Raw genomic sequence first — 15,808 nt, forward strand, 5'->3', positions numbered from 1 at the left:
CCCAGGAGGAAGCCCTCACGGTCCCGCTCGAACTCCGGGAGGCTCCGCTTGTCCGGGGCGACGGCCATGACCGTGGTGCCGTCTCCGAAGCTGGCCAGGAGGAAGACGTCCGGCATGACGAACCAGGCCCGCAGGGTCTCCTTGGGCCGGATCTCGACGCCCCGGTAGTGGGCGAAGAAGATGAAGCGGTCGTTCGCCGACTGCCTGCTCTCCAGGCCGGCCAGGTCCGCGACCGTGGAGGCCCGCCCGTCCGCACCGATCACCAGGCGGCTGCTGAACAGCTGTTCTTCGCCCCGCACCTTGGCGATGACGCCGTTGACCCGTCCGTGCGGGCCCCGGGACAGCTGGACGGCCTTGGCGCCCAGCACCATGTCGACCCCGGGTGTCTCCGCGGCGGCCTGCCGGACCAACGGGTCCAGTTTCGGCCGTTGCAGGTTGTAGCCGTGCTCGGGTCCTGTGCCTGAGCCGGGATCGCGTATCCAGCCGTGGTCGCCGTGGAACGCGTCGTGGCTCGGCATGCCGCCCGCGGCCGCGATCTTCTTGTCGAGCCCGAGGCGCTGCAACGTCGGCAGGGAGCTGGACCGGATGGTGGCGGTGCACAGTCGCTTGTAGTACGCGGGGTCCTTGTGGGTTTCCAGCACCGCCACCCGCAGGCCCGCGCGGCCCAGCAGGATGGCGGCCGAGCATCCGGCGAGGCTGCCGCCGACGATCGTCACGTCGTACATCGAATCCACCTGATCTGTCGAAAGATGCGGTTTGCGGGGGTCCGGGGTCGGCGCCGGCGTCGCCGTGCCGCTCGGCTATCCGTCGGCGGGTTCGACGACCGCGACGCCGTCGACCTCGATCAGGTGCTCCGACGTGAACAGGCTGGCCACGCCGACCAGCGTCACCGCCACCTCGGGGAGCTGGTACTTCCGGCCGGCCGCCTGGCCGCCGGCCATCAGCTCGCCGAACAGTTCCGGCTTCCAGTCCACGACGTAGAACCGGACGCTGACCAGGTCTTCCGCCTGCCCTCCGGCCGACTCGACCGCGCGGCAGAGGTTGAGCAGCGCCTGTTCGGTCTGCGCGGCGAGCCCGCCGGGGACCACCGCTCCCGACTCGTCGACGCCGACCTGACCGGAGAGGTGGATGATGTCGCCGCGCGCTCGCGTCGCGTGACTGAAACCCTCCGCCGGCGGCGGGGTGTTGACGGGGTTGAACGACAGCACGGCCATGGCGACATCCTCAAGAGTCGGGGTTCGGGGTGCGGAGCCGGTTCAGTTCCTCGGCGGCCAGCCGCGCGACCACGGCGGGGTCACGGCCGTCCCAGGTGCCGGAGGACTCGGTCATGCGGAATCGCGCCGAGAAGTTCTGGGTCTGCCACTTCGTCAGCGACGGTTTGATGACGGCCTTGTGCGCCGGAGAGTGGCGGTAGGCGAAGTCGACCAGGTCGGCCTGGCTGCGCCAGATCGACAGGGTGCTGGTGGCGCTGAGGTCGTCGGCGATGCCGAGCTGCGCGATCAGGCCGGCCGTGTCGGCCTGCTGGTCCACCACGCGCTTGTTGTTCCACAGGAACGACGGCACGTACTTCGTGCGGATGCGGCTGTACGTCATCGACAACACCGGCTCGGCGTCGTCGTGCGGAACCGCGTCCACCTCGGGTCGCCAGCCGCGCCAGGTGCCGCGGCCGACCCTGGTCGGGACCAGGGAGGCCCGCCACACCTCGCGTGCACGGTCGGTGAACATCTCCACCGTGCGGGAGTGCTCGAATTCCTTCATCGCCTCGTCGGACCGGAACGCCACGAACAGCGCCCAGCGCCGGAAAACGGGTGCGCCGCCGATCGGCGGTTTCAGGTCTCCCGTGCCGAAGACCCGGCCCTCGATGATTCCGGGCGCCTGCCGGAGTTCGTTGTTGATGCGTGGTATTCGGGCCACCAAGGGCGCCCAGCCGCGCACCGGGTAACTAGCCAGGAGGAATGACACCGGCATTTCCGGCCTCCTTCGACGGGTTCTCCCTCACCGATTTCTCGGCGAGCGTCTTGAAGGTGCGGAACTGCTTGTGCACCATCACGAACTCGGCCCAGGGGAAGAAGTACTTCCGCAGGTGGTACAGGCCGGTCGTTCTGCCGAGCCGGCCGGGCCGGTCGTGCACGGTCATGATCATCAGGAGCCGGCAGCCGTTCCCGTCGGCGGTGTCCGCGACCCGGAACGTGCAGCAGGTGTTGCCCCAGAACCAGCGCAGACCGGGCTTGATCTGCACGGTGATGTGATGGTCGCGCTCGAATCCCACCACCTCGAAGATCACCAGGATGGGCTGGCCGATCGCCAGGTCGTCCGCGCCGGGGGTGAGTTCGCGGGGGCTGGTGCGGCCGTAGTTGTCGATCCAGTCGTAGCTGTAGGGGGCCACGCGCATCTGGCACAGCCAGCGCCACACGGTGGCGCGGTCCGCGTGCACGGTGATGCCGCGGTGGTACGTGTCGAGCGGCGGCGGGACGTGCTTCATGCATTCCTCGGTCCCCGTCCGCTCGTCCTCGGTCGTGCCCCACGCACGACGGACGAAGTGAACGCGGTCGAGCTTCCGCTTCAGCCGACCGGGAGCCGAACGGCCGCGGCCGGGACGCTGTTCAGGGCGTTGTGTCATCGTTTCCGTTCCCGAGATCTCATCCACGGATGGTCGAATCGAGCCAGCCGCGTATGCGCTTGGCGGTGAGTGGTGCGTCCTCTTCGATGATCGAGAAATGGTTCGTGTCGATCTCCACCACCGGACCGTCGTGCTGCCAGGCAGGCACCGGATCGGTGATGGGGGTGCCGCCGAGCGCGGCGGTCGCGCGCAGGTTCAGCGTGGGCGCCGAGATCGGCAGCGGCCTGCGCTCGCCGTAGACGCGGACGTAGTTCCCCATGGCGATCAGGCCGTTGTCGTCCACCAGCGCCCTCGCCTGCTCGTGGTCCAGCAGGGCGCCGAGCGCGTCGGCGAGCACCGCGTGGTTGAGGTCCATGTCGTCAGGGGAATAGGTGTCGATCATCACCACCCCGGCCGGCCGGGCGCCCCGTTCCTCGAGCCGGTGTGCCACCGCGTGGGCGATCGCGCCGCCGATCGAGTACCCGACGAGCACCGTCGGCCGGTGCGCGAGGTCGTCACCGACGCTGGTCGCCAGGTAGTCGATCGCGCTGTCCCACGAGCGCGGCAGCGCCTCACCCGGCGTGGTCCCCGGCAGCCGCAGTGCGGACACCGCGTGGTCCGTGCCGAGTTCCCGTGCCAGCCGCGCGAACTGGTGCGCACCCGACCCGGCCAGGAAGGAGGGGACACAGATCAGTGACGGTCCCGAGGTGCCCCGGGTGAACGGCATCGGCCGGGGGCGCTCGGCCAGTTCGTCCACGGCCGCGAACGACGGCACCAGGGCCGAACTCGCGACCAGCAGGGGCATGGCGTCGATGACCGCACCCCGCCGGTGCGCGGCCAGCACCAGGTCGGTGATGGTCCCCCGCGCCCCGGCCGTCGGCCGCGTCAACCGGCCGTCGGCGCCCGCGCTCCCGGCCTCGGCCTCGGCGAGCACGAACTTCGCGACCTCGCGCACCGTCGGGTGGTCGAACACCAAGGTGGGCGGCAGGGTCAGTCCGGTGGCCTTGGCCAGCCGGTTGCGGAACTCGATGCCGCCCAGGGAGTCGAACCCGAGCTCCGTGAACGGGGTTTCGGCGTCGACGGCGTCGGTCGAGCTGTGTCCGAGGACCGCCGCCGCCAGGGCCCGGACCTCCTCCACGGCGTGACCCTCGCGTCGGGACTCGGGCAGGTCCGCCAGTCGCCGTGCCAGCGAACCGGCCTCGGTCCGGCGTTCCCGGGCAGGCGTCCGGACGATGCCGCGCAGCACGCTGGGCAGCATGCCGCCGACGGCGAGTGCCGCCAGGGCGGTGTTGTCGAGCAGGGCGGTCAGCACGACCGGCTCGTCGGTCGCCAGCGCGCCGTCGAACAAGGCCGTGCCCTGCTCCACGCCGATCGGCTCGAGGCCGAGGCGGGTGCGGATCTGACGCGCCAGGTGCTCGCTGCCCTCCCGCCCCAGCGCCTCGGCCATGCCGATCGTCCAGAGTCCCCAGGCCAGGGAGTGCGCGGGCAGGCCCTCGCTGTGGCGTCGCCTGCTCAGCGCGTCCAGGACGCAGTTCGCCGCGGCGTAGTTGCCCTGTCCCTGGCCACCGAGGAGTGGTGCTGCCGAGGAGAACATCACGAAGGCCGACAGGTCGAGGTCACGGGTGAGTTCGTGCAGGTGCAGCGCCGCGTCGGCCTTGGGCGCCAGTACCCGGTCCACCTGTTCGGCCGTCAGGGTGTCGATCGTGCCGTCGTCCAGCACACCGGCCGCGTGCACCACCGCGGTCAACGGCTCGTACCTCGGGACGGTGTCGAGCATGCGCCGCAGCGCCGCCCGATCGGTCACGTCACAGGCCGCCACCCTGGCGGTGGCGCCCAGCTCGGCGAGTTCGGCGACCAGCTCGACCGCGCCGGCCGCGGCCGCACCACGGCGCGACACCAGCAGCAGGTGCCGTACACCGTGGGCGGAGGCGAGATGGCGGGCGATGACCGCGCCCAGACCACCGGTACCGCCGGTGATCAGCACCGTTCCCTCGCCGAACGAGGCGGCGGCCTCCCGTGTCGCGGTGGTACGGCCGACGCGTGGCACCAGGACGCCGTCTCGCCGCACCGCGACCTGTGGCTCGTCGATGGCCGTCAGCATCGCCACCGTGTCCGCCGAGAGGGCGGACACCTGGTCCACCAGGACGAACCGGCCGGGGTGTTCCGACTGCGCACTGCGCACCAGGCCCCACACGGCGGCCGCCGGCAGGTCCGGCGTCTCCGCGGGCAGGCCGGCCGCGTTGCGGGTGACGAGCACGAGCCGGGTGGCGGCCAGCCGGTCCTCGGCGAGCCAGCCACGCAGCACTTCCAGCACGGCGTTGACCCGCTCGCGCACGTCCCGGGCGACGTCATCGGCCACCGGTCCGGCTTCGTCGACGTGCCAGACCACCAGGTCCGGCAGCTCCTCTGCGGCGGCCAGGTCCGCGACGGTCGCGTACCGCTGGTCGACTCCGGGAAGCGGGGCCGATCCCAGCACCGCCGTCCCCGCGGCACGCACAGCCGTCGGCGGGGCCGCCTCGACCCACTCGATGCCGTACAGCGCCGGGCCGGTGCTGCCCCGGGCGGCGTCGAGCGCACGGGCGTCGACCGGACGCGCCAGCAGCGAATCGACGGTGAGGACGGGGACGCCCGTGCCGTCGACGGCGTCGATGCGCACCTGGTCGCCACTGTGGCGGATGCGGGCACGGACCGCATGGGCGCCCCGGCGGTGCACCGTCACCCCGGAGAAGGAGAACGGCAGCGGAATCCGCCCCGAGGCGGTGTCCCGCGTGAGTACGTCGATGGCGGCGTGCAGGGTCGCGTCGAGCAGGGCCGGGTGGACACCGAACTCGCCGGCGGTCGCGGCCGTCACCTGGTCCAGCGAGACGTCCGCGAACACCTCGTCACCCTGGGTCCAGGCCCCGAACACCCCCTGGAACACCGGGCCGTAGCCGAAGCCCAGCCCCGCCAGCCGGTCGTAGAGGAACTCGCGGTCCACCTGGTCCGACCCCAACGGCGGCCGGCTGTCACCACTCCACGCCGGCGCGTCGGACACGGACTCCAGCACCCCGCGGGCGTGCGGCGCCCATGCGGCGGCGGTGTCGGCGGAAGGGCCGTCGACCTCGCGGGAGTGGACCGCCATGCGCCGGCAGCCGTCCTCCTCGAGCGGGCCGACGGTGACCTGGACGTCGACCTCGACGTCGTCGGTGAGCACCAGCGGCGACTCCAGCAGGAGTTCCCGCACGGTCTCCAGGCCGAGGTGTGCGCCTGCCGCCAGGGCCATTTCGAGGAAGCCGGTGCCCGGCATCAGCACCGACCCGAACACCGCGTGATCGGCGATCCACGGGTGGGTCCGCAGCGACAGCCTGCCCGTGAAGACCCACTCGTCGCGGCCGGCCACGGGCACCACACCGGTCAGCAACGGATGGCCGAACGAGCCACCGGCGACACCGTCCGGAGCGGGGTGCAGCCAGAACCGCTGACGCTGGAAGGCATACGTGGGCAGGGGGACACGCGACGCCGGACGCCCGGCGAACAGCACGTCCCAGCGGACGTCGGCACCGGCCGTGTGCGCCCGGGTCAGGAACGCCAGGAACTGCTCGGCCTCGTCGTGGTCACGCCGTGCCGCGGCCGTCACCACCGACCGTGGCGTCGCTTCCTCCTGCTCCAGACACTGGCGGGTCATGGCCGCGAGCGCGGCGTCCGGGCCGACCTCCAGGAACCTGCGGACACCGGATGCGAAGAGGGCCTGTACGCCGGGCGCGAAGCGCACCGCGCCGCGCACCTGCCGCACCCAGTACGCCGGGTCGAGCACCTCGTCCCCGGCGATGTTCCCGGACAGGTTCGACACCAACGGGAGCCGCGGCCGGTGATGAGTCAGGCCCTCGGCCGTGGCCGCGAACTCGGCGAGCATCGGTTCCATCCGCGCCGAGTGGAAGGCGTGGCTGACCCGCAGGCGCGAGGTCCTGACGCCCTGGTCGGCGAACCTCTGTTCCAGCTCGGCGACCGGTTCCTCGTCACCGGACAGGACCACCGAGGCCGGACTGTTCACCGCGGCGATCGACACCCCGTCCGCGTACCGGGCGACGGCTTCGGCCGCCTCCGACTCCGACACGGCGACGGCCAGCATCGCGCCGCCCTCCGGCAGAGCACCCATCAACCGGCCCCGGGCCGCCACCAGACGGCAGGCATCCTCCAACGACCACACACCCGCGACATGCGCCGCCACGAGTTCACCGATGGAATGCCCGATCAGCACATCCGGCTTCACTCCGAAAGACTCCAGCAGCCGGAACAACGCCACCTCGAACGCGAACAACGCCGGCTGCGTGAACTCCGTCCGATCCAGCACCCCGTCACCGCCGCCGAACATCACGTCCTTCAGCGAACGACCCAGCAACGGATCGAAGGACGCGCAGATCTCGTCCAGCGCGGTCGCGAAGACAGGGAACGCCTTGTACAACCCGGCGCCCATACCGGCCCGTTGAGCACCCTGACCCGTGAACAGGAACGCGGTCCTGCCCGAGCCGACGGCTCCGGAGACCACACCGCCGGAGGCCGAACCGGCCGCCAGCTCCGCCAAACCGGTCAGCAGACCGTCCCGGTCACCGGCGACGACACCGCCCCGCCACTCCAGTTGCGCCCGTGATGCCAGCAGCGAGGACGCGACATCCGCCAGGTCGGCGTCGGGGCGCTCGGACAGCCATCGATGCAACGTGGCCGCCTGCGCACGCAACGCGTCCGCGCTCTTGCCCGACACCAGCACGGGCACCGCTGTGGCCGGGTCGGCGGCCGGTGCGGGGGTCGCCGGTGCGGAGGCGGCCGGCCGTCGGGCAGGAGCTTCCTCGATGATCAGGTGGGCGTTGGTGCCGCTGATCCCGAAGGAGGACACACCGGCTCGGCGTACGCGGCCGGTCGCGGGCCAGGGCTCGGGTTCGGTCAACAGCCGCACCGAGCCGGCCGACCAGTCCACGTGGGGCGACGGCTCCTCCACGTGCAGCGTCCGTGGGAGCTGCTCGTGCCGAAGGGCCTGCACCATCTTGATCACGCCACCGACACCGGCGGCGGCCTGGGCGTGGCCGAGGTTCGACTTGATCGAACCGATCCGCAGCGGCTCCTCACGGTCCTGCCCGTACGCCGCGATCAGCGCCTGCGCCTCGATCGGGTCGCCCAGCGTGGTGCCGGTACCGTGCGCCTCGACCACGTCGACATCCGCGGGGGCCAGGCCGGCGCTGGCCAGCGCATGGGCGATCACGCTCTCCTGCGACGGGCCGTTCGGCGCGGTCAGACCGTTGCTCGCACCGTCCTGGTTCACCGCGCTGCCTCGGATCACCGCCAGGACGTCGTGCCCGAGCCGTTGGGCGTCGGACAGCCGCTCCAGCACCACCACGCCCACACCTTCGGACCACGCCACACCATCGGCGGAGGAGGAGAACGCCTTGCAGCGGCCTTCGGGCGACAGACCGCGCTGCCGGGAGAACTCCACGAACAGCAACGGCGTCGACATCACCGTGACACCGCCCGCGAGCGCGAGGGACGTCTCGCCCTGCCGCAGTGCCTGTGCCGCCGTGTGGATCGCCACCAGTGACGACGAACAGGCGGTGTCGATGGTGATCGCGGGGCCCTGCAGCCCGAAGGTGTACGCGACCCTGCCGGACACCACGCTGCCGGCCGAGCCGGTCGCCAGGTAGCCCTCCGCTGCGGCGGCCGACCGCACCGAATATCCGTAGTCCTGGTACATGACGCCCGCGTAGACACCGGTGTCGGTGCCCCGCAGCGACGTCGGGTCGAGCCCGGCGTCCTCGAGCGCCTCCCACGACGCCTCCAGCAACAGTCGCTGCTGGGGATCCATCGCCGACGCCTCACGCGGCCCGATCCCGAAGAAACCGGCGTCGAAGTCGCCCGCGTCACCGAGAAAGCCGCCCTCGCGGGTGTACACCGTGCCGGACTTGTCCGGGTCCGAGTCGAACAACCGCCGCAGATCCCAGCCGCGGTCGGTGGGGAACTTCGATATCGCGTCCGTCCCGGAGGCCACCAGGTCCCACAGCTTGTCGGGCGATGCGGCGCCGCCGGGGTACCGGCAGCTCATCCCCACGATCGCGATGGGCTCGTCCACGCGCGTCCTGCGGACGACCTTCCTGCCGCCGGAGCCCGCGCCGTCGACACGGGAGCGGATGTGCGCCGCCACGGCGGCCGCCGTCGGATGGTCGAACACCAGGGTCGACGGCAGCGACAGGCCGGTGGCCTTCGCCAGGCGGTTGCGGAACTCCACCGCGCCGAGCGAATCGAACCCGATCTCGCTGAACGGCATGTCGGGTCCGACCGCGTCCGGCTCCGGATGCCCCAGCACGGACGCGGCGATCGACCGGACCTCCTGGAGCACCGTCTCGTCCCACTCGGCTTCGGGGACGTCCGCGAGCCGCCGCAGCAGCGAACTCCGGTCCGCGCGCCGTGCACCGGCCGGGACCCGGATGAGGGAGCGCAGCACGGCGGGCAGCAGCCCGATCCGGCCGAGTGCGGCCAGGGCGGCGTGGTCGACCGCTGCCGTCAGGAGCAGAGGCCGGTCCGTGCTCAGCGCGTCGTCGAACAGTTCCATGCCCTGGTCCGCCGAGAGCGGGACCAGTCCGAGTCGTGCGCGGATCTGCTCGGCCAGGTGCTCGTTGCCCTCCTGCCCGAGAGCCGCGGCCATGCCGAGCGTCCACAGGCCCCAGGCGAGAGAGTGCGCGGGCAGTCCTTCGCTGCGGCGCCGTCGGCACAAGGCGTCGAGCACGGCGTTCGCCGCCGCGTAGTTGCCCTGCCCCTGACCACCGAGGTGGGGCGCGGCGGAGGAGAACACCACGAACGCCGACAGGTCCAGCTCGCGGGTCAGCTCGTGCAGGTTCCACGCGGCGTTCACCTTCGGCGCCAGCACCCGGTCCACCTGCTCGGCCGTCAACGTCTCGATCGTGCCGTCGTCGAGCACACCGGCCGAGTGGATCACCGCGGTCAGCGGGCGCTCGGCCGGAACCGTGTCCAGCAGGTCGCGCAGCGCCGAACGGTCCCCGACGTCACACGCGGCGATGGTCGCGTCCGCCCCCGCGGCGGCCAACTCCGCCACCAGTTCGGCGGCTCCGGTGGCCCGCGCACCTCGCCTGGACACGAGCAACAGGTGCCGGACGCCGTGCGCCGAGACCAGATGCCGTGCCACGACGGCGCCGAGCCCGCCGGTACCGCCGGTGATCAGCACGGTGCCGTCGCCGAAGGCAGGCTTGGCCGCCAGAGGCTCCCGCGCCGCTGCGACCCGCACCATCCGGGGCATCAGCGAGGCCCCGGCACGGACGGCGATCTGGGGTTCCTCGCCCTGCACAGCGGTCCGCAGCACCTCGGCCGGGAGGTCGGTGCCGTCGTGGTCCACCAGCACGATCCGGCCCGGGTTCTCCGACTGCGCACTGCGCACCAGGCCCCACACGGCCGCCGCCGCGAGATCGGGTACCTCGCCGGGCAGCCCCGCGGCGTTCCGGGTGAGGACGACCAGCCTGGACTCGGCGAACCGGCCGTCGGTCAGCCACTCGCGCAGTGTCGCCAACGCCGAGTGCACTGCCGCTCGCACGGTGCCGGGGACATCGCCCTGCGCCGGCCCCGCACTCCCGGCCGACCACACGATCACATCCGGGGCGCCGTCGGGGTGGCCGGACGCCGCCAGGTCCGCGAAGTCCGTGAAGTGCTCTGCCACGCCGGGGGCCGGTACGCCGACGCTCACCGGCCGTGTGCCGATCTCGCCCCGCGGTTCCACCGACGGGACCGGGACCCATTCGACCTCGAGCAACGGGCTGCGACCAGCCGTTCGGGCACCCTCCAGCGTCCGCGCGTCGACGGGCCGGGCGAGCAGCGCGTCCACGGCCAGCACCGGCGCCCCGGCGTCGTCGGCCAGGTCGACCCGGACCGTCTCGGCGCCGGAGCGCGTGATCCTGGCGCGGACCGCATCGGCCCCCCGCCGGTACAGCCGTACGCCCGCGAAGGAGAACGGCAACGGCAGCCGCCCGTCCGGCAGCTCCGTCAGGAGGCCGTCGACGGCCGCGTGGAACGTCGCGTCGAACAGCGCGGGGTGGACACCGAAGTCCGGCGCCTGCGCTCGCGTCGCCTCGTCCAGCGACACCTCGGCGAACACCTCGTCGCCGCGCGTCCACGCCGCGCTCACGCCCTGGAACACCGGTCCATAGCCGAAGCCGGACTCCGCCAGCCGGTCGTACAGCGACGCGGACTCCACCGGCGTGGCGCCGGCCGGCGGCCACTCCTCCCCGGTCCAGGCCGCGGCGTCGGCCGCGGCCTCGGCGGCGAGAAGCCCGGTCGCGTGCAGTTCCCAGCCATCGGGCCCCGCGCTCATCAGGTCGGTTCCGGCGTCCTGGGCGAGGGGGCGCGAGTGGATCGAGAACCCGCGCCTGCCCAGGTCGTCGCCTTCGCCCACGGTCATCTGGAGATCGACCGGAACAGTGCCGTCGAGAACGAGCGGTGCCTCCAGCACCAGCTCCGCGACCGCCGGCACGCCCAACCGCGCTCCGGCCGTCAGGGCCAGCTCCACGAATCCGGTCCCCGGCAGCAGCACCGAACCGAACACGACGTGATCGGTCACCCACTCGTGCAGCCCCGCCGAAAGCCGACCGGTGAAGACCCACTCGTCCCTGCCCGCCAACGACGCTGCCGCACCCCACAGCGGGTGCCCGAGCGAGCGCATACCCGCGCGCCCCAGATCCCCGAGCGAGGCCGCCGCGGGTTCGAGCCAGTACCGCTGGTGCTGGAAGGCGTAGGTGGGCAACGCCACGGGCCTGCGCCCCCCGGCCAACGGCGCCCAGTCGACCGCGACTCCAGCGGTGTGCGCGTGGGCGAGCAGGGTCACGAACTGTTCGGCCTCGTCGTGGTCGCGACGTGCCGCGGCGGCCACCAGCGACCTGGCTTCGATGTCCTCGGGCAGGCACTGGCGGGTCATCGCTGCCAGAACGGCGTCCGGGCCGACCTCCAGGAAGCGACGCACGCCGGAGGTGATGAGCGTTTGGATGCCGGGTGCGAAACGGACCGCCGTGCGGACCTGGCGGACCCAGTACGACGGGTCCAGAACCTCGTGGTCGGCCATTTCGCCGGAGACGTTGGACACCAGGGGGATCGCCGGCTCGTGATACGTCACCTCGCGGGCGACCGCGGCGAAGTCCTCCAGCATCGGATCCATCAGCGCCGAGTGGAACGCGTGACTCACCCGCAGACGCGACGTCTTCCGACCCGCCCGCATGAACTCACGCTCAACCTCAGCAACAGCATCCTCGTCGCCCGAGACCACCACGGATCCGGGCGCGTTCACCGCCGCGACCGACACACGATCATGGGTGACTTCACTCTCGGACGCGGCGATGGCCAGCATCGCCCCACCCTCGGGGAGAGCACCCATCAACCGGCCGCGCGCTGCGACCAGACGGCAGGCATCCTCCAACGACCACACACCCGCGACATGCGCCGCCACGAGTTCACCGATGGAATGCCCGATCAGCGCATCCGGCTTCACTCCGAAGGACTCCAGCAGCCGGAACAACGCCACCTCGAACGCGAACAACGCCGGCTGCGTGAACTCCGTCCGATCCAGCACCCCATCACCGCCGCCGAACATGACGTCCTTCAGCGAACGGCCCAGCAGCTTGTCGAACTGGGCACAGATCTCGTCCAGCGCGGTCGCGAACACCGGGAACGCCTTGTACAACCCTGCGCCCATACCGGCCCGTTGAGCACCCTGACCCGTGAACAGCAACGCCGTCTTGCCCGCGCCCACCACAGACCCAGCAACAGCACTCAAGCGCTCGAGCAGCTCGTCGCGGTCACGGCCCACGGCCGCGCCACGCCACTCCAACTGCGCCCGCGACGCCACCAACGAAGCGGCAACATCAGCCAGGTTCACATCCGGCCGCTCCAGCAGCCACGCCCGCAACCGCTCCGCCTGCGCCCGCAGACCCCCCTCACTCCTGGCCGACACCAACAACGCAACCGGAGCCTCCGGAACAGGAGCCTCGGTGGTCGGCTGCGGGGCAGGTGCCTCCTCGATGATCACGTGCGCGTTGGTGCCGCTGATCCCGAACGACGACACACCCGCCCGCCGAACCCGATCGGTCACCGGCCACGCCTCGGACTCGGTCAGCAACCGCACCGAACCCGCAGACCAGTCCACATGCGACGACGGCTCATCCACATGCAACGTCCGCGGCAACTGACCGTTCCGCAGCGCCTGCACCATCTTGATCACACCGGCCACACCGGCCGCCGCCTGCGTATGACCGATGTTCGACTTCACCGACCCGATCCGCAACGGCTCCTCACGACCCTGCCCATACGCCGCGATCAACGCCTGCGCCTCGATCGGATCGCCGAGGGTGGTACCGGTCCCGTGCGCCTCGACCGCATCCACATCCGCAGGGGCCAGACCGGCATTGGCCAACGCCTGCGCGATCACACGCTCCTGCGACGGACCATTCGGCGCCGTCAGACCATTACTCGCACCGTCCTGATTCACCGCACTTCCACGAACCACCGCCAGCACGTTGTGCCCCAGCCGCCGAGCATCCGACAACCGCTCCAGCGCCACCACACCCACGCCCTCGGACCACGCCACACCATCAGCCGAGGACGCAAACGACTTGCACCGGCCATCAGGCGACAGACCACGCTGCCGGGAGAACTCCACGAACAGCAACGGCGTCGACATCACCGTCACACCACCGGCCAGCACCAGCGACGTCTCACCCTGACGCAGGGCCTGACACGCCAGATGCAACGCCACGAGCGACGACGAACACGCCGTGTCCAACGTGACTGCCGGACCCTCCACCCCCAACGTGTACGCGACCCGACCCGACACCACACTGCCCGCCGAACCGGTCACCCGATGGCCCTCGGCGGACGAGTGCGCCGAGGGCTCGCCCATGGCGTAGTCCTGGTACATCACGCCGGCGAAGACACCGGTGTCACTGCCGCGCAGCGACGTGGGGTCGATCCCGGCGTCCTCCAGCGCCTCCCACGACGCCTCCAGCAACAGCCGCTGCTGCGGATCCATGGCCAGCGCCTCACGCGGCCCGATCCCGAAGAAGCCCGCGTCGAAGTCACCGGCGTCGGCGAGGAATCCGCCCTCGCGGGTGTACACGGTGCCGGGCTTGTCCGGGTCCGGGTCGAACAGACGGTCAAGAGGCCAGCCGCGGTCCTTCGGGAACCCGGTGATCGCATCCGTGCCCGAGGACACCAGGTCCCACAGCCCGTCGGGCGATGCGGCGCCGCCCGGGTACCGGCAGCTCATCCCCACGATCGCGATCGGCTCGTCGAGCCGCGCCCTCGATGCCCGGCGTCGGGTGGTCGCCGGTTTCGAGGTGCCTTCGAGGCGGGAGCGGACGAACGCGGACATCGCCAGTGCGGTCGGGTGGTCGAACACGAGCGTCGACGGCAGTGACAGCCCGGTGGCCTTCGCGAGCCGGTTACGGAACTCCACCGCCCCCAGCGAATCGAAGCCGAGTTCGCTGAAGGGCACTTCGGGTCCGATCGCGTCCGCCGCGTCGTGCCCGAGCACTGCCGCGGCCTGGGCGCGGACGAAGTCGAGCACCAGCGCGTCCCGCCGGTCGTCGGGGGTGGCGGCCAGCCGCTGCGCCAGCGCCGCGGTCGGGGTCGCACGTCGCGCCGCTACGGGTGCCAGCGTGCCCAGGAGGGCGGGCAGCAGACCGGAACGCGCCTGCGCCGCCAGCGCCGGACGATCGAGCTCGACGAGGGCGGACAGCGCCGCGCCGTCGGTGGACACGGCCTGGTCGAACAGGACCAGGGCGTTCTCGTCGTCGAGCGGCCGGATACCCAGCCGCGCCATGCGTGCCAGCGCCGCACGGTCCAGGTTCCCGGTCATGCCCTGGTCCGGGTTCCACGGTCCCCAGGCGAGCGACACGGCCGGCAGTCCTTCGGAGTGCCGCTGCTGTGCCAGCGCGTCCAGGAACGCGTTCGCCGCCGCGTAGTTGCCCTGACCGGGAGCACCGAGCAGGCCGGCCACCGACGAGAACAGCACGAAGGCGGCGAGGTCTTCCGTGCGGGTCAGCTCGTGCAGGTTCCAGGCCGCGTCGACCTTCGGCTTGAGCACCTTGGCCAGTTGCTCGGCGGTGAGGGTCTGGAGTGTGCCGTCGTCCAGGACGCCCGCGGCGTGCACGACACCGGTCAGGCGGTGTTCCGCCGGGATGGTGCCGAGCAGGTCCTCCAGCGCGGCCCGGTCGGCGACATCGCAGGCGGCCACTCGTGCGTCGGCTCCGAGCGCGGTCAGCTCCCGCACCAGTTCCGTCGCGCCGTCGGCCTGTGCGCCCCGGCGGGAGACGAGAAGCAGCCGCCGAACACCGTGGGCGGTCACCAGATGCCGGGCCACCCCGGCTCCGAGTCCGCCGGTGCCGCCGGTGACCAGCACCGTGCCCGAACCGAAGGCCTCGGCCGCACCGGTCGTCGCGGGGCCGGTCGTCGCCCGGCCGGTCTCGGCGACGCGGGGGATGAACAGTTTGTGTCCGCGTACGGCCACCTGGGGTTCGTGCGACGCCAGGGCGGCCGATACGAGCTCGGCCGGGAGTTCGCCGCCCTCGTGGTCGAGCAGGACGATCCGGCCCGGGTTCTCCGATTGCGCGCTGCGCACCAGTCCGGACACGGCGGCCGCGGTGAGGTCGGGCCTCTCCCCCGGCAGCGCGACCGCACGGCGGGTGACCACCACGAGCCGGGTGCCGGCCGGCCGTTCCGCGGCGAGCCAGTCACGCAGCAGCCGCAGGGTGTCATGCACTCGCTTGTGCGTCGCCGTCACGGGTTCCGTGGCGTTGTCGGTCCCGACCTGCCACACCACACAGTCCGGAACCGGTTCCGCGGCGACGAGAGCGGCCAGGTCCGGGTAGCGGTGTTCGACGGCCGGCAGGCCATCGCCCAGCACGGCCATCGACTCGACGGTCGAGGACGCGGCCGGGGTGGGCGCCTCGGTCCACCGCACCGTGAGTACCGTGCCGCGGCCGTCACCGCGGGCGGCTTCGAGTGCTCGTGCGTCGATGGGCCGCGCCAGCACGGACCCGACCGTCAGCACGGCGGCTCCCGTCGTGTCGACGGCCTCGATCACGATCTTCCGGGCGCCGACGCGGGTGATCCGCGCCCGGACCGCGTCGACGCCGCGGCGGTGGACGTGCACGCCGGAGAAGGAGAACGGCAGCGGCAGCTGTCCGGCCGCCG

Annotated in this window: 5 protein-coding genes; all 5 read right to left on the reverse strand. The window is 71.9% G+C overall.

Going from position 1 to position 15,808, the window contains the following annotated elements:
* Nucleotides 1-725: FAD-dependent oxidoreductase (locus ACFTZL_RS25525; RefSeq protein ID WP_382587138.1), on the reverse strand; the 725-nt coding region annotated here is incomplete at its 3' end.
* 75 nt (nucleotides 726-800) lie between these two features.
* Nucleotides 801-1,214, reverse strand: a complete 414-nt coding sequence (locus ACFTZL_RS25530) for a RidA family protein (protein WP_382587140.1) — start codon at nucleotides 1,212-1,214, stop codon at nucleotides 801-803.
* A gap of 10 nt (nucleotides 1,215-1,224) precedes the next feature.
* Nucleotides 1,225-1,968, reverse strand: a complete 744-nt coding sequence (locus ACFTZL_RS25535; RefSeq protein WP_382587143.1) for a hypothetical protein — start codon at nucleotides 1,966-1,968, stop codon at nucleotides 1,225-1,227.
* Nucleotides 1,943-2,482 (reverse strand): hypothetical protein, encoded by a 540-nt coding sequence (locus ACFTZL_RS25540; protein WP_382587145.1) that lies wholly within the window; start codon nucleotides 2,480-2,482, stop codon nucleotides 1,943-1,945. Before ACFTZL_RS25540 ends, ACFTZL_RS25535 begins: the two co-directional genes overlap by 26 nt.
* Before the next feature lie 157 nt (nucleotides 2,483-2,639).
* Entirely contained in the window at nucleotides 2,640-15,767 is a 13,128-nt protein-coding gene (locus ACFTZL_RS25545; protein ID WP_382587148.1) for an SDR family NAD(P)-dependent oxidoreductase, read from the reverse strand.
* Nucleotides 15,768-15,808: the final 41 nt, after the last annotated feature.

Origin of the sequence: Streptomyces sp. NPDC056948 (assembly GCF_042674225.1) — a bacterium.
Classification (GTDB): domain Bacteria; phylum Actinomycetota; class Actinomycetes; order Streptomycetales; family Streptomycetaceae; genus Streptomyces; species Streptomyces purpurascens.